This is a genomic window from Microbacterium sp. ZW T5_45, assembly GCF_044987415.1.
GTDB lineage: Bacteria > Actinomycetota > Actinomycetes > Actinomycetales > Microbacteriaceae > Microbacterium.
Genome location: NZ_JBJDRJ010000024.1, coordinates 42055 through 62377 on the forward strand (window position 1 = coordinate 42055; position 20323 = coordinate 62377).

Sequence of the window (20323 nt, forward strand, 5' to 3'; positions counted from 1 at the left end):
TGGATGTGACGTTCTGCGGCCATTTTGGCCGGACGCGGCCGCAGAAGTTGTGAATGGCCGCCGAAGTTGAGCGGCGACCGCCGGCTCAGCGTCCCGCGAGCACGGTCGCCGTATCGCTCACCGTGATCTGCGGCGGGTAGAGCCCCATGACGTGGAGCGCTGCGGCGTGGTTCTCGACCGTCGATCCCGCGCAGGCGTCGGCGGCGATCGTGACCCGTGCTCCGGCATCCGCTGCGGCCAACGCGGTCGACAGAACGCAGCAGTCCGTCGACACGCCGGCGAGGACGATGGATGCTCCCCGCCCGACGATCCACTCCAGCTCGTCGCCCCACTTGCCGAAGGTCGGCAGATCGAGGGTCTCCTGCGTGCTCAGGTCGGAGGCTTCGGGCACCAGGTCGAACAGGGGGTCCGTCGGCTGCCGGTCGGCGAACGGCCAGGCCGCGAAGTAGTCGCCCCAGGAGGTCGAGCGGTCAGCCGTCGGCATCCATCTGGTGACGATCACGCGCTCGCCGAACGACGCGGCGAGGGCGCGGATGTTCGGCATCGCCGCGGTGAAGAACGGCGATCCCCAGGCCGAATCGGGCGAGGCGAAGATCACCTGCGGGTCGATCACCACCAACCAGTCCGCGGCCTCGGTCACGCGTCCTGCTCCTGGCGGCGGATCTTCTCGGCCCGCGCGAACCAGGTCACGAGGAACGAGAGCACCAGCGCGAACAGCACGCCGAGGTTCGCGTAGCCCCAGTCCTCTCGCCAGCCGAACAGGTCGAGGAAGTAGCCCTGCCAGTCGTTCCACGGGGTGTCGGGGATCTGGTTCATCACGAAGCCCCAGCCGATCCCGGTCGCGACGAGCATGGTGATGACCGAGACGAGGTCGACGGCGCCGTAGCGTCCGGAGGAATCGAACAGTGCGGCCTCGTCGTAGTCCCTACGCCGGCGCAGGATGTCGGCGATGAGGATGCCGGCCCACGAAGCCATCGGCACGCCGAGCGTGATGAGGAACGACTGGAACGGTCCGATGAAGCTCGTCGCGAAGAAGACGACGAAGATCGTGCCGGCGGTGAGGATCACGCCGTCGACCGCGGCCGCCGCCGGACGCGGAATGCGGATGCCGAGGCTGAGGAGCGTGAGCCCCGAGGAGTAGATGCCCAGCACCGCTCCCGACACGAGCGTGAGGATCGCGACGATGAGGAACGGGAACAGCGCCCAGGTCGGCAGCAGGCTCGCGAGCGCGCCGATCGGATCGGACCCCACCGCGGCGAGGAGGTCGCCGTCGGATCCGGCGAGCAGCAGCCCGAAGGCGACGAGGATGATCGGGGCGACCGCGCCGCCGATCGTGTTCCAGGTGATGATCTGGCCGTCGGAAGAACTGCGCTTCTGATAGCGCGACCAGTCGGCGGCGATGTTGATCCAGCCGAGACCGAATCCGGTCATCACCATGACGAGCGCGCCGATGGTCTGCGCGAGCGTGCCGTCGGGCGCGGAGAGCACGGCATCCCAGCGGATGTGCTGGAAGGTCAGGATCAGGAACAGGAGCGTCATCGCGCCGGTGAGCCAGGTGAGCACCGACTGCAGCCGCATGATCGTGTGATATCCGAGCACCGAGGCCGACACGATGAGCGCGGCGACCGCGATCGTCGCGACGATCTTCACGGCGATGTCGTCGCCGTCGCCGACCCAGCCGAGAGTCCGCAGGATCGTTCCGGTGGCGAGCACAGCGGTGATCGCGAGCGAGGTCTCCCAGCCGATCGAGGTGAGCCACGAGACGATGCCCGGCAGCTTCTGCCCCTGCACACCGAACGCGGCGCGGGAGAGCACCATGGTCGGCGCGGAGCCGCGCTTGCCCGCGATCGCGATGAGCCCGCAGAGGAAGAACGACACGACGATGCCGATGATCGACACGAGCGTGGCCTGCCAGAACGAGATGCCGAAGCCCAGCACGAACGAGCCGTACGACATTCCGAACACCGAGACGTTCGCCGCGAACCATGGCCAGAACAGGTCGCGGGGCTTTGCCGTGCGCTCCGACTCCGGGATGATCTCGATGCCCGCGCGCTCGATGAGCCCGCCCGTGTTCTGCGTCATGTGCTCATCCTGGCACTGCGCACGCGGGGACGGGCGACTGTGTCGCGGACCCGCCGGGCCGCCGGGGCTGCCGGCCGACCGCGCCGTTCTGCGTCAGGCGAAGAACGCCTCGGCCACCTGGGTGAGGTCGTGCAGGTCGGAGACTCCGGCGAGCTCGCGCGCCGAGTGCATCGAGAGGATCGGGATGCCCACATCGACCGTGCGGATGCCGAGACGGGTCGCGGTGATCGGGCCGATCGTCGATCCGCACGGGACGTTGTTGTTCGAGACGAACTCCTGCGTGCGCACTCCGGCGCGCTCGCACCATCCCCGCCATGCGGCCGAGCCGACGGCATCCGTCGCATAGCGCTGGTTGGCGTTCAGCTTGAGGATGGGGCCGGAGCCGAGCACCGGGTGCACGACCGGGTCGTGCTTGCCGACGTAGTTCGGGTGCACCGAGTGGCCGACGTCGCTCGAGAGACACCACGAGTTCGCGTACGCCTGACGGCGCTGCGAGGCGTCGGCGCCGAGCGCGTCGTACACGCGCTCGAGGACGTCCTCGAGGAACGGGCCTGCGGCGCCGGAGCGCGAGTTGGATCCGAGCTCCTCGTGATCGAACGCGGCGAGGATCGAGATCGGACCGCTCACGCGCTCGCCTTGGGCGGTGAGGGCGACGACGCCGGCGTGCACGGAGGCGAGGTCGTCGAGGCGGCCGGAGGCGAAGAACGCGCTGTCCTTGCCGAACACCGCGCCGCGCGCCGAGTCGGCGATCACGACGTCGTAGCCACGGATGTCGGATGCCGAGACCCCCGCGGATGCTGCGAGCTCACCGAGGATGTCGGCCTGAGACGGATCCCCGAGGCCCCAGACCGGCTGGGTCTGGAACTGCTTGTCGAGGGCGAGGCCGCTGTTCGCCTCTCGATCGAGGTGCACGGCGAGCTGCGGAAGGCGCAGCAGCGCACCGGTGTCGGCCAGCACGACCCGCCCGTCGGCGAGAGCCAGGCGTCCGGCGAGGCGCAGTTCGCGGTCCAGCCACGAGTTGAGCAGCGGGCCGCCGTAGACCTCGACCGCGGCTTGCAGCCAGCCGGAGTTGCCCGTCGTCGGCTGCGGCTTGAGCTTGAAGCCGGGGGAGTCGGTGTGCGCGCCGAAGACGTGCGCGGGTGTGGTGGCCGCGGCATCCGTCGGGACGGTCCAGCCGATCGTCGCGCCATCTCGGACGACGACGTAGCGACCGCCCGGCTGCACCGACCAGGCGTCGGCCTCATTCAGACGCGTGAATCCGGCGGATTCGAGGCGTCGGGCCACCTCCTCGGCGGCGTGGTAGCTCGACGGCGAAGCGGCGACGAAATCGGCGAGGTCGTCTGCGTGGGCGAGGGCGGCGGGGGAGACGGGCATGGCTGACCTTCCTGCGGGCGTGCTCCTCCGATCGTAATCGGGTGCGGCCGCGCGGCCTCACCCACCTGTCAGCCCAGCGGCTGGTGCACCTCGGTCAGCAGCTCGTCCTCGCTGGCCTCATCCGGGGTGTTGAGGTAGAGGTTGAACGCTTTGGCCGCGAGGGAGCCGTCACCGCGGTACGACAGGCCTTCCGCGGTGATCCGGGCGTTGATGAGGTCGTGAGCCGCCGTGATCTGGTCGTAGGAGCCCTGCACGCGGGCGACCAGGCAGTCGCGCGCCGGCAGTTCCAGGAGTTCGAGCGGAGCATCCGTCACCGTGCCGGGGGCCACGGGCACGAAGATCGAGAGATCGACGTCGCGCTCGGTGAACTCCTCGTCGTGTTCGATGACGCCGCACGGGCCGATCGGGCTGATCGATCGCTCGGCGAGGATCGGCATGAGACGTGCCCAGAGTTCGGTCTCGTGGGCGTAGCTCGGAACCGTGCCGCGCAGGGCGATGACGGTCATCGCGGGGACAGTGGTGCGGGTGAGGGTGATGGACATGAGGTCTTCTCCGTTGTCGAGCATGCGGGTGATGAGAGAGACACGTGCCTTGGCTGCGTGCAGCTCGTCGGCGAGGGTCGCGCGCTGCTGATGCAGGGCGCGAGTCCAGGCCGGTCTGCCGCGGGCGGCGAGGAGGATGCCGATGGCGGAGACGCCGAACCCGACATCGCGCAGATTGCGGATGTCGGCGGCGTCCGCGAGCTGATGCATCGTGTAACGCCGGTATCCGGATGACGGGTCGATGGACGCGGGCACCAGGACTCCCTGGGAGTCGTAGTGGCGCAGCATCCGCACCGACAGCCGGCTCAGCGAACTGAATCGGCCGATCGTCATGAGCTCGGGGATCTCGGTCATACGACCATGGTCGCGTCTCACACGGTGTGAGGGTCAAGAACGAGGTTCGTTCGTGTCGTCTGCCTGCATTCCGTGTGGCTCAGCGGGGGCGTCGGGAATCATCCCGGTATTTCGGTGTTCGGGTTGCTGATCTGGGGATTCTTGGGGTGGGAATGTCGGTGGTCGGGTGTTCACTGGGGGTATGAACCCGATCACGGATGCTGCTCTCGGCAAGGCTGTTGATGGCCTGCGTGAGGTGCTGTCCGGGGACGTGCTGGCGGGGTTGTCGGACGAGGATCGGGCGGTCGTGTTGCGCCGGTTGGGGGAGATCGGCCGGTTGACGGATGCCGTGACGGTCGAGGCCGTTGGGTGTGCGGATGTGGAGTTCGGTCATCGGTTCGGATGCGCGGGGATGAATGAGTTGTTGCAGCGGGCGTTGTTGACGGATGCGGCGTCGGCGGGGAAGACGATCCGGGTCGCGGCGGCGGTCCGGCGGGATCTGAGTTTGTCGTCGGGGGATCGTCTTCCGGCGAAGTGGCCGCTGCTGCGGGAGGTCCTGTTGGACGGGGTGATCGGGGTGGCGGGGTTTCTCGCAGCGATCGGCCCGTTGGAGGCGATCCAGGACAGGTTGCGCCCGGAGGACCGGTTGGCGGCGGATGAGCTGTTGGCGGGCTTCGCACGCGGATACCGGGATACGGACGCGGGTGGGGACGGTGAGGGTGCGGCTGGCGTCGATGGTGATGGAGATGGCGCGGGTCTCGAGGGTGAGCACGCCGGCGAGGCGAATGCCGATGGCGATGCTGGCGACGGCTCGGGCGCGGACGCCGGTACGGGTGGTGGGCGGCAGGGTCCGCCGGCGACGCCGGGGGAGTTGCGCAACGCTGCACAGTATCTCGCGGCGGTGTTGGATCCGGATGGGGCGGAGCCGAAGGACAGGGATGCGTCGTCGCGGCGGTTTGTGAGGATCGGGGCGGCGAAGAACGGCTTGCACTCGATCACGGGGAATCTGTTGCCGGAGGTCGCTGCGCAGTTGCAGTTGATCTTCGACGCGTACAACAACCCGAAAGTCGGCGGGGCACCTGTCCCGGCAGGTGTCCGGTTCTCTCCCTCGGACGGGGAGTCCGCGCGAGAGGGCGAATGCGGCGAGTCCGATTCGGAATCCGAGCACAGCGAGGCAATGCCGGACACGTCACGCCTGGATTCCCGGGATGCGGGGATGAAGCGGCACGACGCTCTCGCCGCCGCGCTCGGCATCGCCGCACGGCACGAGGACACCCCGTCTCTGGGTGGGGCGTCGCCGACGCTCGTGGTGCACGTGAACGTGTCCGATCTCGCCACAGGGTCCGGGTGGGCGCGGATCCCGGGTGCTCCGGGAACGGACAACGGGTCCCTCGCCCACGTCCCGGTCTCTGTTGCGACCCACACGGCATGCACGGGGGCGATCCAGCGGGTGCTGATGGATGAGGGCAGGATCGTGGGGATCAGTGTCACCGACCGGATCTTCACGGTCCATCAGCGCCGGGCGATCATCCTGCGGGATAAGGAGTGTCTGATCCCGGGGTGTCATGTGCCGGCGTCGTGGTGCGAGATCCACCATGTGACCGAGCATGCTCGGGGTGGGCCGACGCATACGGACAACGGGGTCCCGTTGTGCTGGTGGCATCACCGGTCGTTGGACACGTCCGGGTGGGAGATCCGCATGCACCATGGGGTGCCCGAGATCCGAGGTCCGGGCTGGTGGGACCCCTACCGCAGGTGGCGCACCCCACGACCCATCCTCCAACCTGTTCACACCGCCCGGACCGGCTGATGGTGCGCTGCCGCTGCGACCTGTCGCGCCGAATGTCGGCGTCACCTCTGCCGCGCCGGATGGGCGAGCTTCGCTGACTTCTCAGAAGATGCTGACGAGCAGATGCCGTTCCGCCTCGGCGGCGCGGCGGTGGGCATCCCGCACCAGTGCGAAGGCATCCGCCAGCTCACCACGAAGCTGCGACGGTTCGTCTTTCCAGATCGAGGGGGTCACGCCCGCGCGCGCGAACTCGGCGAAGTCGGCACCGGCGAGCGCCGCATTCAGATCGAAACCGTCGAGCGCACCGATGATCGGGCCGAGCTCGTCGAACTCCGTGCATCCGACGTAGTCGTCATCGTCGACGACATGGACGCCGACGACGGCCTCACTCAGCGGCTCTCCGTCGATGGGGTCGCTGGCGAGAGCTCCGGTGAGAAGGAAGTGCAGGCCGTCCCACAGTTTGTCCACGTATACCGTGGCGGTGTCGCCCGTCTCGAGCGCCTCCAGCGCTTCAACGAGATCCGCGCCGTCGAGTTCGAGCAGCCGGTCGAGCGTCGCATCGTCGATCAGCGTGTACGCGGCTTGCATGGCGGTCCCCCTCAGCGGAAGTCGACGAGGCCGGCGTGCGCCGCGGTCACGAGGATCTGCACACGGTCGCGCACGTGCCACTTGACCATGATGCGACCGAGATGCGCCTTCACCGTGCCCTCCGACACGATCAAGGACTGCGCGATCTCGGCGTTCGACATGCCCTGCGACAGACGGTCGAGCACATCGGCCTCCCGCTCGGTGAGCGGCTCGAGCGCGTCGGCGGCTCCCGCGGCCGGCTCTGTCGTCCGCACATGCTTCACAAGCAATGAGGCGATCCGCGGTGACAGAGAGCTCTGGCCGTTGAAGACCTCACGCACCCCCGTCACGATGCTCTCGGCCGTCGAGTCCTTGAGGAGATAGCCGGATGCTCCCGCGCTCAGCATCGGCAGCACGGTGTCGCTCCCGTCGAGGGTGGTGACCGCGAGGATCCGCACCTCGGGCCAGCGCTCCGAAATCGCCGCCGTCGCCTCGATGCCGTTCATCTCGGGCATCTGCACGTCCATCATCACGACGTCCGGAAGGTCGTGGGAGAGGAACTCGATCGCGTCGAGTCCGTTGTCGGCCTGACCGATGACGTCGATCTCGGGATCGCGGGCGACGAAGTGTGCGAGCGCAGACCGCACCAGGGGGTCGTCATCGACGATCAGGACTCGGATTTCCGGCATGAACAGAGCCTAACGGCCGAGGGCGAGAGGTCGAGGCGAGGTCTAGACCTTCGTCTAGTCAGATGTGGCCTCAAGCCAGATGTGGAGGCGCGAAGAAGCCGAGAAGATCAATATGTACTTCGACAAAAGACCTAATTACGGAGGTGAATCACTATGACTTTCTGGGAACAGCTCGCTCGCCTTTTCGGTGCGATTCGCTAATTGTAACTGGCGGATAGGACATACTGAAGCCATGCCGTTCGGTCGAACGACCCGGGATGACCCCGGCATTCTCCGCCTTCGCCGGGGCGAACGTTTGAATGCCTTCGAACGAATCGTCGTCCTGGCCTTTATCCTCGCCGTGTCTGCGATTGATGTTTTCGGACTTCTCTTCACGCCGGGCGTGGATCCCCTCGCAACATCGCTCAGCATCGCGTCGACTGCGGTGTTCGCGTTCTACCTCTGGTGGCCTCTCGTGGCTACCGCGGTCCTCGGCGCGATCTTCGCGCTGTCGTTCGCAGTCGGCACTGACTCGTCGGTTCTCTTCGCATCGGCTCTAGCCGCTGGCATGGTTCTGCGCCTGGGGTCGATCACACTGGTACTTGCCTATGGAGGGGGCTTTCTCGTCGCCGTCGGCCTCGTTGCATACGGTGACACCGACGTTCGTGTGAACGTCGGCATCTACCTCTTAGTGGCTGCGATTGCGGGAGCTATTGGATTCGCGCTGCGTGTGGCTTCTGCACGCGGACGCAAGCTCGAATCGGATCTCGCCGACGCTGCAGAGCACGCCGCCGAACAGGAGCGCCAAGCGGTCCTCGCCGAGCGGCGCTGGATCGCCGGAGAACTCCACGACAGCATCGCCCACCACCTCACGGTGGTCTCATTGCACGTCCAGATGCTCGACGACCCGACCGTCAGCTCGGAATCGCAGGAGGCCATCCGCGTCGCGGCACGCAAAGCCATGGCCGACCTCCGCTTCGTCATCGAACTGGCGGATGACGGCCCTCGCTCGACGGGCATGCCGACAGGCGACCTCGACTCCGCTGTGCAGGAGGCGCGCGCCGAGATCGAATCCGCGGGACATCCCGTGGTCAGTGAGGGTGACCCGCGGGACGAACGCATTCCCCGCGTCGCCGAGATCGCCTTCGCCCGTATCGTCCGCGAATCCGCGACGAACATCCTCAAGCACGCGGGCCCCGGTACCGTCACGATGAGCATCCGCATCGACGACGACGCCGTCGAGCTGGCGATCCTCAGCCCGATACCGACGACTCCCCGCCGAGACCTTCCGTCCAGCGGCACCGGTCTCAACCGGATGGCCGAACGGGTTCTGGGCGCGAGTGGCGAGTTCAGCGCCGGCCCCGAGGGCGACGAGTGGCGGGTCTACGCACGACTTCCGCTCAGCTGACCGCAGGCTCATCGCCCGTCGAGACGTTCCGATCGGGTACCGATCGACAGCAACCCGCGAAAACTAGACGAAAGTCGGTATATCTTTCAACGTTCGGCACTAGGGTCGCTTCCCCTCGCCCGCATAATCTGGAATCTCCCCAGATAAAGCGTCCCCAGCGCTGCGATCGCGAGCGTGATCCCTAGGCTTCGAACTACTACGCTCGCGATCGCGAATCTGGTTAACGGGGATCTTCGCGTCGTCGGCCGGGCTGAACCCACATCGCCGGCCTCACATCGATGGATGCCGGTGCCGACAGCATCCGTGCGCCGCATGCAGCCGCACGGCGCCGCATCCGATTCCACCGCCGAGGTCGTGCTCCTGCGCGAGGGCTGGACCGACGACGCCCGCGCGCAGCGCGAAGCGGGCACGGAAGACGCCGTTTCATGACCCGTTCCGGTGGAGCAGGTGAACGCCGTCTGAACTCTTGCACGCCGCGCACGAATTCCGTCGTCGTCCTGAGAGAGTCGAGCGAGGAACCCGCCTGCACACGAAAGATCCCCCAATGACGCTCCGTGCCCCCTCGGCTTCCGCCGACGACCAGAGGTCCCCATGGGCACCGTGCTGATCCGCCCGCCAGGGCATCGCCGCGACGTCGCGCTGCGCCCCGCCGCCACCGCGATGGTGTGGATCGGCGAGGGCCAGCGACACGAGATGATCGCAGTGCCGGGGGTCTCGCTCGCCGACGACGACGTGCTCGTCGCGGTGGAGATGTCGACCATCTGCGCCGACGACCTCACCGCCGTCCACAGCCGACACGGCGCCGCACCGCGCGTCCCCGGGCACGAGAGCGTCGGACGCGTGATCGCCCTCGGCGACCACGGGGCCCTGACGGTCGACGGCACGGCTCTGCGGATCGGCGACCGCGTCGTATGGTCGACGACGATCGCCTGCGGACGCTGCCCGCACTGCGCAGACGGCTTCACCCAGAACTGCGTCGACGGATCCCGGTACGGCGAGGATCGGATCGGCGCGCACGGAGAGCTCAGTGGCACCTTCGGAACCCACGTGCAGCTGCGACGCGGCACCGCGATCGTCCGCGTGCCCGAGACGCTTCCGGCCGCGGTGCTGGCGCCGGCCTCCTGCGCAGCGGCGACGGCAGTCGCGGCGCTCCGCCGGGTCGGTCACGACCTCGACGGGCATTCCGTGCGCGTCCACGGCGCATCGCTGACCGGACTCGCCGCCGCGGCGATCGCTGCGGAGCAGGGCGCGGTCGTGGAGATCGTCGAGCCCGATCCGGCTCGACAGGAGTGGGCGCGCAGGTTCGGTTCGACAGAGCTCGACGCCGCTCCCGACATCGTCATCGTCACCACTGCGGATGCCGTGTCGGCGGCGATCCGCGGCGTCGCGGTCGCCGGCACCGTCGTCCTCGTCGGCCGGCAGCTCCCGGGTGAGCCCGCGACCATCGACGCCGCCGATCTCGCTGCGCGACTCGTCACGATCGTCGGCGTCCACGACGCCTCGGCGCGGGATCTCACCGATGCGGTCGCCTTCCTCTCGGGCCGTGGTCGGGCCTATCCCTTCGCGGATGTCGTCGGCGATGTCCGACCGCTGGGCGATCTCGACGCCGCTCTCGTCGCAGCATCCGTCGCCCGCACCCCGCTACGCGTCGGCGTGATCCCCGGGTGAGCTGCTCACCTGCGGTTTCGTCGTACGCCTCATGATCGGGCTCGGCATCGTCCTGCTGATCGTCTTCCTCGTGAGCGAGCGACGCCGCCGTGTCGCTGCGGCGGACGACAGCGCCCTCACGAACGCCGCGGCCCCACGGGCCTGACCGACTCCAGGTGGAACGCGAGCAGGCGCACGGCGGCCGCCGTCGCCTCGTCGATGACCTCGCCAGGGTCGCCGGTCAGCGCGAGGGAGCGATGACCGAGCCCTTCACGCGTCGCCCACCCCAGGTGCACGGTCCCCGGCGGGTGACCGCCGTCGGGCCCGGGGCCGCCGACGCCGGTCGTCGACACGCAGATATCGGCGTCGAAGAGTTCGAGCCCTCCTGACGCCAGTTGCTGGGCACACGACACCGAGCATGGATCGGTCCCTGGTGTCACCCCGAGCACCCGTTCCTTCACATCGGTGAGGTAGGCGACGATCCCGCCGGCGAACCAGGTTCCGGCATCCTCGCCCGCTCCGACTGTGTTGGCCAGCCGGCCCGAGGTCAGCGACTCGACCACGCACACCCGCAGTCCTCGGTCGACGGCGATCTCGCTCACTCTCCGCAGCTCCTCCATCGGCGTCCTATCGCGAGATGCTCTCGACCGTCTCGCCGGTCTCCGACGCGGCCATCGACAGCGCGACATCGGCCTGGCTGACGATCCCCACCAGGCGGTGCTCCTCGATCACCGGCAGTCTGCGGATCTGATGCTCACGCATCAACTCGAGGGCGACGTGCATATCGTCATCGGCCGCCACGTACACGGGCGTGCCCTTGGCGAGCGCCCCGGCCGGCGTGGTCTCCGGATCCATACCCATCGCCACCGCACCGACGACGATGTCGCGGTCGGTCAGCATACCCTTCAGGCGGCTGTCCTCGCCGCAGATCGGCAGGGCACCGACGTCGAGGTCCGCCATGACGGATGCCGCGATGCGCAGCGAGTCGTTCACCCCGATGCACCGGGGGCTGGCCGTCATGATCTCGCGTGCTGTGGTCATCGTCTCGTCTCCTTCGTCGCAAACCTGGCTTCCTTGCTCGGCACAGTAGAACGCCCACTTCGCCCGCGCAGGGTCATTGACAAGCCGCGGAGCGCTCGCCACACCCCGTGGCTCGCTCTGGCCTTCCGGGGAAGAGTCGCGTCGGAGCGAGCGACTACTCCGATCGCGGCTCGGGAGCCGACCCGATGGTGGGACCGGGCGCCGCCTCCGCCTCGTTCGACCCGACGGGGTCGGTGGAATCGGCCCCTGCTCCCGTCGATGCGGGGGAGGGAGCCTCCGCAGCATCCTTCGACGCCGCAGCATCCTCTGAATAGTCCGGCCGCTCGCCCTGCAGCGGCTGGTCCGAGTACTCCCCGCCGAGCCGACCGCCGTAGGGGCGGCCATGGTCGGCGAACTCCTCACGGCCGAACACGAGCGTCCACGGTCCTGCGGTGAAGCGTGCGCCGGTGCGCAGCGTCTCGGTGCGCTCGTCGCCGTGGGTCGCGTCGACTCCGGCGCTGGCGTTCATCTCGCCCTCGCCATGCAGCACGAGCACGTACTCGTCACGCTCGTCGTGAGTGACGGTCGCGTGCACCGAATCGGTGTCCGGCAGGACGAGCTCATTGCCCTCCGCCGACCCGATGCGCACGAGATCGGCCTCGAGCGGGAACTCCCTGCGCTCGCCGTCGCGCGTGATGCGGAGATGCGGGTGACCGGCGCCCCACTCGGCGTGTGTGGTCGTCGGGGTGTAACCCTCTTCGGGCCTGTCGTCGATGTGGCGTCCGTCTTCGACGTGTCCGTCCATGGCAGTCGACCTCCTCAGTCTCGATCGCCGACCATATCCGGACCGCAGCGGAGGGAAAAGGGGCTTGACTTCAGTCGGAGCGATCCTCGAGGGATCCCTGATGCCCGGGGGCATCGCCGCTGGCCAGCATGTCTTCCGTCAGCAGCGTGATGCCCCCGCTGGAACTCGCGGAGTTCGCCATCGCGGAGATCCATTCCGCGCGCAGTGCAGGCGGGTTCGGGTCGTCGAAGACGAATCGCAGGGGGATCGACGGATGCAGCCAGATCGTGGAGCGCCCTGGCGGCTCACCCTCGGGATGTCGCCAGGACAGCGTGAAGCTCTCGTTGCGTCGGAGTTTCGTCGCGATCACGACCTTCAGATGGGCGAGTGCGAGATCGTCGATCTGAATGGGTTCGTCTTCGTCGTCGTAAAAGAGCATTCCCATGAACGTCTACGCTACGGAGAAGGGGAGTATTCCGATAGCCCAAGCTGTCGGAAGGCACAGAGTCGAACCGAGGAGAGTCGGACCCATGGGCAAGTTCATCTACGAGGGCGGCGTGAAGACAGAGATCGAGGATCGCGCTCTCACCCACCTTCAACTCGTCATCACGGCGAAGCTGAGGCGCGGGGAGCCCTTCCCGTTCAGCTGGCGCGAGGACCCCAGCGTCGGCGGTGGCCGCACCACCGTGTGGATCCAGCCGGGCAGCTCGCTCGTGTTCAAGTACTTCGGCAGTCGTCAGCCCTCGGTGAACCGCGCGTGGATCGAGGCGCTGGCATTCACCGCCAACGCGCCGGCGGGTCTCTACCTGGTCCCCGAACCGCAGGACTCGGGCGATGCGCTCGGTACCTCGGAGGTGCCGATCAACCCGCCGCTGTGAGGCTGTCGTAGCGGATGCACACCGGGGTCTGTCAAGGCCCCTGTGCGCCCGCGGCCGCTCGGGCAACGTGGGCGTCTCACGAATCGAACGATATCGAACGAAGGTGAGACCATGACCGATGCCTCCGACCCCCGTCACGCCCACCGTGAAGAGGGCTTTCCCTCGCAGCACCAGGATCAGCCGGGCCACATCGATGAGATGAGTCCGACACCCGACCACGGCGAGTCCAGCTACACCGGGCACGGCAGGCTCGAGGGCCGCCGCGCCCTCATCACCGGCGGCGACTCCGGCATCGGTCGTGCCGTCGCGATCGCCTTCGCACGGGAGGGAGCGGACGTCGCGATCGTGCACCTCCCCGAGGAGCAGGCGGATGCCGACGAGACCGTCGCGCACATCCGACGCGCCGGTCGCAACGGCATCAGCCTGGCCGGCGACATCCGTGACGAGGAGTTCGCCACGGGCATCGTCTCCCTGACTCGGCAGCAGCTGGGCGGGCTCGACGTCCTCGTGCTGAACGCCGGCTACCAGCACGACATCGACGGCTTCGCGAGCCTCGAGACCGAACGCATGCGCCGCGTGTTCGCGACGAACCTCGAAGGGATGCTGTTCACGGCGAGAGCGGCGCTGCCGGACCTCGACGCCGGCGCGAGCATCATCGTGACGGCATCCGTGCAGGCCTACAACCCGTCGCCCGGCCTCATCGACTACGCCATGACGAAGGCCGCCCAAGTCGCGTTCGTGAAGGCCCTCGCCGAAGAGGTGGGCCCGCAGGGCGTGCGGGTCAACGCGGTCGCTCCGGGGCCGGTCTGGACCCCGTTGATCCCGGCCACCGGGTGGGATGCCGAGCGTCTGGCGACGTTCGGCAAGGACACGCCGCTGGGTCGCGCGGGGCAGCCCGCCGAGCTCGCCGGGGCGTACGTCTACCTGGCGTCGGACGAGTCGTCGTACACGTCCGGTTCGGTGCTCGCTGTCACCGGGGGCAAGGCCCTCTGACCCTCGCACGACCGTGCACGCGTGGCCGCACGCTCGGGCGCGTGCGGCCATGCGCCGCCCACGCCCGCGCGTAGGCTGATCGGGTGCAGAAGGCGTCATCCGGAACCCTCGTCGGCGTGGCGCTCGTCGTCGGATCGTGTCTGTCGCTGCCGTTCGGGGCAGCCGTCGCTGCGCAGCTCTTCCCGGCGCTCGGATCCTGGGGTGTCACGGCGCTCCGGGTGGGGATCGCGGCGGTCCTGCTGCTCGTCATCGTGCGTCCGCGGGTGCGCGGCTGGACGCAGCAGCAGTGGCTGGCGGCGCTTCTGTTCGGCTTCTCGCTCGCTGCCATGAACGGCTCGTTCTACGCCGCGATCGAGCGCATCCCGCTGGGGCCCGCGGTCGCGATCGAGTTCCTCGGCCCGCTCGTCCTCGCCGCCGTGCTCACCCGCCGCCTCGGCGATGCGCTATGGGTCGCTGTGGCCGTGGTGGGGATGGCGCTGCTCGGCGTCGACGGGATGATCGGCGCGGCCGGACTCGACCCGATCGGCGTGCTGTTCGCGCTCATCGCGGCGGCATTCTGGGCGATGTACATCCGCACCAGCGCGAGGGTCGGCGCCCTGATCCCCGGACACGGCGGACTCGCGATCGGCCTCGCCGTCGCCGCCGTGCTGCTGCTGCCCTTCGGTGTGCCCGCAACGGTCACGGCCGCCGGCGAGCCGCGGCTGCTGCTGCTCGCCCTGATCACCGCGGTGCTATCGTCGGTGATCCCGTACACCTTCGAACTCGCCGCACTTCGGCGCCTGCCGCAGCGGGTGTTCGGGGTGCTGCTGAGCCTCGAGCCCGCGTTCGCGACGCTCGCCGGATGGCTGATCCTCTCGCAGGACGCGACCGTCCTGCGCATGGTCGCGATCGGTCTGGTGATCGCGGCGAGCATCGGCACCACTGTCGGCGCCCGCCGCGATCGTCGGGACGAGGGCCCGTTCACCGCCCCCATCCCGCTGCCGGACTGATGCGCGGCTCAGACCGTCGCAGGTAGGATCCTCGCCGCGGTCAGACTCTCGCGGGCTCGGGGAGCGGATGCCGTCGCCGCAGGACCACCCGCTGCACCAGGGTCCACACGACCGTGACCGTGAGGTAGAGGGCCGCGGCGAGCGGAACGAACACCGCGAACACCGCGGTCAGGTAGTGCAGCGCGCTCATCGCGCGCAGCATCCCTGGGGAACCCATCGGGGAGTCATCGCCGGGAGTCGGGGGCGGCGTGAACACCCGCCGGGTGATGTCGGCGACGACGATCACGATGATCAGCAGCACGCCGTAGGCGAGCAGTGTCGGCAGCTGGAACGGGCCTGCGGTCAGCATGTGGACGAGGCTCGTCCCGAGCGGCGCTCCGAAGAGATCGTGCGTGAGCAGGTCGTTCGGATGCCCGGCGATCTCGGGCCGGAGGAACAGCGTGTAGAGCAGACCGACGACCGGTGCCTGCGCGAGCACCGGCAGCATGCCGGCGAACGGCGAGGTGTTCTCGGAGCGATACAGCGCGAGCATCTCGCGCTGCAGTCGTTCCGGGTTCTTCTTGTGACGGCGCTGCAGTTCGCGAAGTCTCGGCGCGAGTCGCGCCCTGGTCTGCTCGGCTTTGGCCTGCGAGATCCCGACGGGGATCAGCAGGGCTCGGACGAGCAGGGTGACGAGGACGACCGCCAGTGCGGCGGCAGATGCTCCGGCGAGAGGCTCGAGAAGCGAGGAGAGTCCTGCGAGCGCCCCGTAGGCGGTATCGAGGAGCCAGGCGAGGGGAGGGAAGGTGAAGATGTCCAACAGAGGTCCGTTCGGTCGGCGGGAGGGGTCGGCGAAGGCCGCGCAGTCCCATCGAGGACGGGCTACGCGGGAACGGCGACTCCCGGCGCACGAGGACGTGGATGACCTGCGGCATCCGGATCGCTCTGCGTGAGCAGGACTCCGACATCGATCGCCCGCTGCGGATGCGGGGCATCGGATCTGCCGAGCGGGGCCGCGGTCAGAGCGACCGCGATCGTGAGGACGGTGACGGCGACGAGGGCGATCGCGACGCCGAGGGCGGTCGCGTCGGGCATCGACACCAGTCCGAGAGCAGCCGCGACGAAGCCCAGCATCCCGCTGAACCACTCGCTCATGCGCGCTCCTCTCCGGGGAGAGGCTATCACCGCGGTCACACTCGGTCCGGGCTGTGCGCTGCGGGCGTAACGTCGAAGCATGAGTCTCTTCGACCTCGAGCATCCGATCGTCCTCGGCCCGTTCGGCGGCCTCTCGTCCGTGGCGCTCGCAGCCGCGGTCAGCGAGGCCGGTGGCCTCGGATCGTACGGTCTGTACGGGTACGACGGCGCGCGCATCCGCTCGACGGTCGCAGCCCTGCGCGCCACCACGTCGAAGCCCATCGCCGTCAACATCTGGCTTCCCGCGGGCGATGAGGTCGCACCGAACGCGCAGCATGCGATCTTCGCGCAGGCTCTCGAGCCCTTCTACGACGCCGTCGGCGTCGAGGTGCCTGCTCGCCCCGACAGTTACCTGCCCTCGCTCGAGGATCAGCTCGACGCGATCTGGGAGACGGCGCCCGAGGTGCTCAGCGTGGTGTTCGGGGTGCCGTCGACCGAGGTCGTCGACGAGGCGCATCGCCGCGGCATCCGTGTGGTCGGCACCGCGACGACGGTCGCCGAAGCGGTCGCCCTCGCGGATGCCGGCGTCGACGCGGTCGTCGCCACCGGGGCCGAGGCGGCCGGGCACCGGGTGTCGTTCCTGAAGCCGGCTGAGGACTCGCTGGTCGGCACCTTCGCTCTGGTTCCCCAGGTCGTCGACGCCGTCGGCGTGCCGGTCATCGCGGCCGGCGGCATCGCCGACCGGCGCGGCGTCGCGGCCGCCTTCGCGCTCGGCGCATCGGGAGTGCAGGTCGGCACAGCGTTCCTCGCCACCGCCGAGTCGGCTGCGACAGAGGCGCACCGTGCCGCGATCCGCCGCACGGCGGCCGACGAGACCGTGCTCACCCGGGCCATGAGCGGGCGGCTCGCACGCGGCGCGCGCAACCGTGCGGTGCGGGCGATCGAGGCGAGCGGAACCATCGCTCCCTTCCCGATGCAGAACTGGCTGACGGGGCGGTTCCGCGCTGCGGCCGGCGAACACGGCCTCGGCGAGCTGCAGTCGCTGTGGATGGGACAGGCGGCGCCGCTCGCGCGGGGAACGACCGCCGGCGAGGTCTTCTCAGAGCTCGTGGCCGGAGTGCCCGCGCCGCATGACCGATGATGGATCACAGGTGATGCCGGTGCCCGCGTCCGCGAGGCGTTTCTGATCCATCATCCTCCGGCTGCGGGTCCGCGGAGGCCTCAGAGGATGACGGTCGAGCGGCCGTGCACGATCACGCGGTCCTCGGCGTGCCACTGCACGGCGCGCGCGAGCACAAGGCGTTCGACATCGGCGCCACGGCTCTGCAGCTCGGCGGCGGACTCGGAGTGCGTGACGCGGGTGACGTCCTGCTCGATGATCGGCCCCTCGTCGAGGTCGGCCGTGGCGTAGTGCGCGGTGGCACCGATGAGCTTGACGCCGCGGTCCTTCGCGCGCGCATAGGGGTTCGCGCCGATGAAGGCGGGCAGGAACGAGTGGTGGATATTGATCACCGGGGCCTCGAGCCGGTCGATGAAGTCGTCGGTGAGGATCTGCATGTAACGGGCGAGCACGACGAGGTCGACGTTGCCGCGCAGCAGTTCGAGCTGACGCTCCTCCATGGCCTTCTTATCGCCCGAGGGGATGTGCACGAACGGCACGCCGAAGGAGCGTACGGATTCGGCGAGGTCGGGGTGGTTCGAGACGACCATGGTGATGTCGATGTCGAGCTGGCCGCGCTGCGTGCGCCACAGCAGCTCCATGAGGCAGTGGTCGTACTTCGAGACGAAGATCGCGACGCGCTTGCGGCGCGAGGTGTCGTGCAGCGACCACTCCATGCCGAAGCGCTCGGCGACCGCTGTGATGTCGGCCTCGAGCGCGGGGCGTGCGGCGGCGAGCCCCGGCAGGTGGATGACGGTGCGCTGGAAGAAGCGTCCGCCCTCGGAGTCGGTGGAGTGCTGGTCGAGCGAGATGATGTTCGCACCGTGCTGGGAGAGCACACCGGCGACGGCGGACACGATGCCGGGCTGGTCGTCGCAGGCGATGAGCAGGCGGGCGGTATCGGGCTGAGACATGGGGGCTCCTCGAGGGTGTGCATCGATTCTGCCGTTTTCGCGCGTGCCGGGCGAATCGACTCCTACCCTGGAGGGATGGATGCCGTCGCCACGATGCTCGACGCCGCACGCGCGGCGCTCGTCGGAGCACCCACGGAGGGTCTCGGCGAGGAGCGCGAGTCGCGCTGGCGAGGTCGTCGCATCGTCAAGATCGGTCAGGCGTGGCATCTTGGCGTGCTGCTGCTCACCGACACACACGCACTCGCCACGGCGGAGGTGCTGCGGGCCGCCGAGCTCGGACGCCGCGGGTACACCGCCGAGTCCGCCCGTGAGCGCGCCGAGCGCCGCGCCGAGGCGCTCAAGGGCGGCTTCGACGAGGGCGAGGTCGCGCACGTCGGCTGGAGCGTGATCGACGTCGCCGCCGTCGACGCCGGCGGTTCGTCGGGGCCGCTGGCAATGATGGACGGCGTGCCCTCTGTCCGGTGGAGCACGGCAGGCGGATGGATGCCGTTGCAGGCATATCTCCGAGAGCGGGTCGAGCTGCTCGTGGGATCCGGTCGGCTCTAGGCGAAGGTCTCCGCGAAGCGGCGCAGCAGGGCGGCACCCTCGGTGACGGATGCGGCGAGGATCTTCCCCTGTACGAGGTCGAACTCCTCGGGGTCGAAGTAGCCCGTGGTTCGGTAGAACGTCATGCGGTCGGCGAAGTCCCGCGGCGTGGGCTCGGGGTGGAACTGCGCCGTGTAGAGGTGGGTCCCGACGCGATAGGCCTGCACGGGGCAGTCGTCGTTGGTCGCGAGCAGCACGGCCCCCTCGGGCACGTCGAGCGCACTCTCCTTGTGCGCCGTGAACACCGTGAGCGCCGGAGCGCTGGGGCCGAACACCGGATCGACCGCACCGTCGGGGGTCGTGCGGATGACCGTCGCGCTGGCCGACTCCGGTGTGAGGTTCCCGACCTCGCCGCCGAGCATCCGCGTGACCACGCCGATGCTGAAGCACGTGAAGAACGCGGCGATCCGCGCCTGCGCGGCTTCACCGGCGATGCTCTCGAGGTCGGCCTCGACGCGGAGCTGCACGGCGGACTTCTCGCGATCGCCGACGTTGTAGGGAGACCCGCCGATCACCACACCTCGATAACGGGAGAGGCGCTCGAGGTCGAGCGGTTCATCGAGCAGGTTCAGGCGATCGACGACGTCGACGCCCAGTGCCCGACGGAACGATGCGTGCTCGGCATCCGCCGCCCCGACCTCGGGGCGCACGCAGACGTAGAGGAGCGAGGGCACCCGGAGATTCTAACGAGCAGATGCCGATCGGCCGGATTCGGTGTCACCGGATGTCCGAGGCGGGAGTCACCGGGAGGAGTTCGCGGTGCGCCCGCGGACGATCCCGACGAAGGTCTCGACATCGGGCGTCGTGCGGTCCCGTGGCCAGGCGAGCGCGACCGTCGATGTCGGACCGTCGGTCAGTACGCGGTGGTCGACGTCCTTCCGGTGGTGCAGTCGAGCGAGCGACATCGGGACGATCAGGATGCCGACACCGGACGCCGCGGTCGCGATCGCATCACCTGTCGTCAGCGGGGCGAACGTCGCGACCTTCGCGTCCGGCAGCTCGAGGGCAGGAAGTGCATCGTCGAGGAGCGGGATCACGACCTCGCCGGCGAGGTCGTCGCGCGTCAGGTCGTCCGCGGCCAGCAGGTGCGAATCGATGGAGGCGACCACCACGGGCAGTTCGTCGTACAGGGCGATGACGTGGAGTGATGCGGTGTCGGCATCGTCGAGCGGAAGGCGCACCAGGGCGGCGTCGACCCCATCGAGCGCCGAGAGCTGCTCAGCGAGCTCGACCGGGACGAGTTCCAGCGGGACGTGCGGCATCCGCTGCTTCCACGCGTCGATCCACTTGCCCGGCGTGGCTCCGGCCACCGCGCCGAGGCGGAAGGTGCGGGGCTCCTCGGGAGTGGTTACGGGGGCATCGAAGACGACCGGCTTCTTCTTCGGCTTCTGCGCCTGGGCCTTCTGCCGCGGGGCCGCCGCTGCCTTGCCCTTGCGCGCGGGACCGGAGGGGCGGGAGGGGCGCCGCGGCAGAAGGCC

Annotated in this window: 24 protein-coding genes; 9 read left to right on the forward strand and 15 right to left on the reverse strand. The window is 68.9% G+C overall.

What is annotated here, in order from left to right; genetic code table 11:
- Positions 1-85 precede the first annotated feature (85 nt).
- From ACI3KS_RS12835 to ACI3KS_RS12850, 4 genes are all read right to left on the reverse strand, one after another.
- Positions 86-640 (reverse strand): cysteine hydrolase family protein, encoded by a 555-nt coding sequence (locus ACI3KS_RS12835; protein WP_404918886.1) that lies wholly within the window; start codon positions 638-640, stop codon positions 86-88.
- Complete coding sequence (locus ACI3KS_RS12840) at positions 637-2082, reverse strand: purine-cytosine permease family protein (RefSeq protein ID WP_404918888.1); 1446 nt, start codon at positions 2080-2082, stop codon at positions 637-639. Before ACI3KS_RS12840 ends, ACI3KS_RS12835 begins: the two co-directional genes overlap by 4 nt.
- A 93-nt stretch (positions 2083-2175) precedes the next feature.
- A complete protein-coding gene (locus ACI3KS_RS12845; RefSeq protein ID WP_404918890.1) occupies positions 2176-3456 on the reverse strand; it encodes a M18 family aminopeptidase in 1281 nt (426 codons plus the stop codon).
- A 68-nt stretch (positions 3457-3524) separates the two neighbouring features.
- Positions 3525-4352: a MerR family DNA-binding transcriptional regulator gene (locus ACI3KS_RS12850; protein ID WP_404918892.1), complete on the reverse strand. Its 828-nt coding sequence runs from the start codon at positions 4350-4352 to the stop codon at positions 3525-3527.
- 181 nt (positions 4353-4533) lie between these two features.
- Between ACI3KS_RS12850 and ACI3KS_RS12855 the strand changes: the two genes are divergently transcribed.
- Positions 4534-6141 (forward strand): DUF222 domain-containing protein, encoded by a 1608-nt coding sequence (locus tag ACI3KS_RS12855; protein WP_404918894.1) that lies wholly within the window; start codon positions 4534-4536, stop codon positions 6139-6141.
- Positions 6142-6222: 81 nt separating this feature from the next.
- On the opposite strand, the gene ACI3KS_RS12860 is transcribed toward ACI3KS_RS12855, so the two are convergent.
- Together ACI3KS_RS12860 and ACI3KS_RS12865 are read right to left on the reverse strand one after the other, a co-directional pair.
- A complete protein-coding gene (locus tag ACI3KS_RS12860) occupies positions 6223-6708 on the reverse strand; it encodes a DUF1877 family protein (RefSeq protein WP_404918896.1) in 486 nt (161 codons plus the stop codon).
- An 11-nt stretch (positions 6709-6719) separates the two neighbouring features.
- Positions 6720-7376 carry a response regulator gene (locus tag ACI3KS_RS12865; RefSeq protein WP_404918898.1) on the reverse strand — a complete coding sequence of 219 codons (657 nt, stop codon included), beginning with the start codon at positions 7374-7376 and terminating at the stop codon, positions 6720-6722.
- Positions 7377-7758: 382 nt separating this feature from the next.
- Between ACI3KS_RS12865 and ACI3KS_RS12870 the strand changes: the two genes are divergently transcribed.
- The 3 genes from ACI3KS_RS12870 (at position 7759) to ACI3KS_RS12880 (ending at position 10431) form a co-directional block, all read left to right on the forward strand.
- Entirely contained in the window at positions 7759-8763 is a 1005-nt protein-coding gene (locus ACI3KS_RS12870) for a sensor histidine kinase (RefSeq protein ID WP_404918900.1), read from the forward strand.
- A 282-nt stretch (positions 8764-9045) separates the two neighbouring features.
- A complete protein-coding gene (locus tag ACI3KS_RS12875) occupies positions 9046-9192 on the forward strand; it encodes a hypothetical protein (RefSeq protein WP_404918902.1) in 147 nt (48 codons plus the stop codon).
- A 162-nt stretch (positions 9193-9354) separates the two neighbouring features.
- Positions 9355-10431 carry an alcohol dehydrogenase catalytic domain-containing protein gene (locus ACI3KS_RS12880; RefSeq protein WP_404918904.1) on the forward strand — a complete coding sequence of 359 codons (1077 nt, stop codon included), beginning with the start codon at positions 9355-9357 and terminating at the stop codon, positions 10429-10431.
- Between the two features lie 116 nt (positions 10432-10547).
- On the opposite strand, the gene ACI3KS_RS12885 is transcribed toward ACI3KS_RS12880, so the two are convergent.
- From ACI3KS_RS12885 to ACI3KS_RS12900, 4 genes are all read right to left on the reverse strand, one after another.
- Positions 10548-11012 carry a CinA family protein gene (locus tag ACI3KS_RS12885; RefSeq protein ID WP_404918906.1) on the reverse strand — a complete coding sequence of 155 codons (465 nt, stop codon included), beginning with the start codon at positions 11010-11012 and terminating at the stop codon, positions 10548-10550.
- A 25-nt stretch (positions 11013-11037) separates the two neighbouring features.
- On the reverse strand, positions 11038-11451 hold the full coding sequence (locus tag ACI3KS_RS12890) for a CBS domain-containing protein (protein ID WP_404918908.1): 414 nt from the start codon (positions 11449-11451) through the stop codon (positions 11038-11040).
- Between the two features lie 154 nt (positions 11452-11605).
- The gene (locus ACI3KS_RS12895; RefSeq protein ID WP_404918910.1) at positions 11606-12235 is read right to left on the reverse strand and encodes a hypothetical protein; all 630 of its coding nucleotides are present in this window, start codon (positions 12233-12235) and stop codon (positions 11606-11608) included.
- Positions 12236-12305: 70 nt separating this feature from the next.
- Positions 12306-12659: a hypothetical protein gene (locus ACI3KS_RS12900; RefSeq protein ID WP_404918912.1), complete on the reverse strand. Its 354-nt coding sequence runs from the start codon at positions 12657-12659 to the stop codon at positions 12306-12308.
- Positions 12660-12744: 85 nt separating this feature from the next.
- Between ACI3KS_RS12900 and ACI3KS_RS12905 the strand changes: the two genes are divergently transcribed.
- The 3 genes from ACI3KS_RS12905 (at position 12745) to ACI3KS_RS12915 (ending at position 15074) form a co-directional block, all read left to right on the forward strand.
- Positions 12745-13092 (forward strand): ATP-dependent DNA ligase, encoded by a 348-nt coding sequence (locus ACI3KS_RS12905; RefSeq protein ID WP_404918914.1) that lies wholly within the window; start codon positions 12745-12747, stop codon positions 13090-13092.
- A 111-nt stretch (positions 13093-13203) separates the two neighbouring features.
- The gene (locus ACI3KS_RS12910) at positions 13204-14085 is read left to right on the forward strand and encodes an SDR family oxidoreductase (protein WP_404918916.1); all 882 of its coding nucleotides are present in this window, start codon (positions 13204-13206) and stop codon (positions 14083-14085) included.
- 83 nt (positions 14086-14168) lie between these two features.
- A complete protein-coding gene (locus ACI3KS_RS12915) occupies positions 14169-15074 on the forward strand; it encodes an EamA family transporter (protein WP_404918918.1) in 906 nt (301 codons plus the stop codon).
- A gap of 40 nt (positions 15075-15114) precedes the next feature.
- Here the strand turns inward: ACI3KS_RS12915 and ACI3KS_RS12920 are convergent, their stop codons facing one another.
- Both ACI3KS_RS12920 and ACI3KS_RS12925 read right to left on the reverse strand, forming a co-directional pair.
- Positions 15115-15873, reverse strand: a complete 759-nt coding sequence (locus tag ACI3KS_RS12920) for a YidC/Oxa1 family membrane protein insertase (RefSeq protein ID WP_404918920.1) — start codon at positions 15871-15873, stop codon at positions 15115-15117.
- 62 nt (positions 15874-15935) lie between these two features.
- Positions 15936-16208, reverse strand: a complete 273-nt coding sequence (locus tag ACI3KS_RS12925; protein ID WP_404918922.1) for a DUF6412 domain-containing protein — start codon at positions 16206-16208, stop codon at positions 15936-15938.
- Between the two features lie 79 nt (positions 16209-16287).
- Here ACI3KS_RS12925 and ACI3KS_RS12930 point away from each other — a divergent pair, with 79 nt between their 5' ends.
- Positions 16288-17328, forward strand: a complete 1041-nt coding sequence (locus ACI3KS_RS12930) for an NAD(P)H-dependent flavin oxidoreductase (RefSeq protein WP_404918924.1) — start codon at positions 16288-16290, stop codon at positions 17326-17328.
- Between the two features lie 80 nt (positions 17329-17408).
- Here ACI3KS_RS12930 and purU read toward each other — a convergent pair whose 3' ends face one another.
- Entirely contained in the window at positions 17409-18260 is an 852-nt protein-coding gene (gene purU, locus ACI3KS_RS12935) for a formyltetrahydrofolate deformylase (protein ID WP_404918926.1), read from the reverse strand.
- Positions 18261-18335: 75 nt separating this feature from the next.
- Between purU and ACI3KS_RS12940 the strand changes: the two genes are divergently transcribed.
- Positions 18336-18806 carry a glutaminase gene (locus ACI3KS_RS12940; RefSeq protein ID WP_404918928.1) on the forward strand — a complete coding sequence of 157 codons (471 nt, stop codon included), beginning with the start codon at positions 18336-18338 and terminating at the stop codon, positions 18804-18806.
- Here ACI3KS_RS12940 and ACI3KS_RS12945 read toward each other — a convergent pair.
- Together ACI3KS_RS12945 and ACI3KS_RS12950 are read right to left on the reverse strand one after the other, a co-directional pair.
- Positions 18803-19519, reverse strand: coding sequence for a glutamine amidotransferase-related protein (locus ACI3KS_RS12945; protein WP_404918930.1), 717 nt, complete (start codon positions 19517-19519; stop codon positions 18803-18805). The two genes, ACI3KS_RS12940 and ACI3KS_RS12945, sit on opposite strands and share 4 nt — an antisense overlap.
- A gap of 66 nt (positions 19520-19585) precedes the next feature.
- The coding region (locus tag ACI3KS_RS12950) for a LysR substrate-binding domain-containing protein (protein WP_404918932.1) at positions 19586-20323 on the reverse strand (738 nt) is incomplete at its 5' end.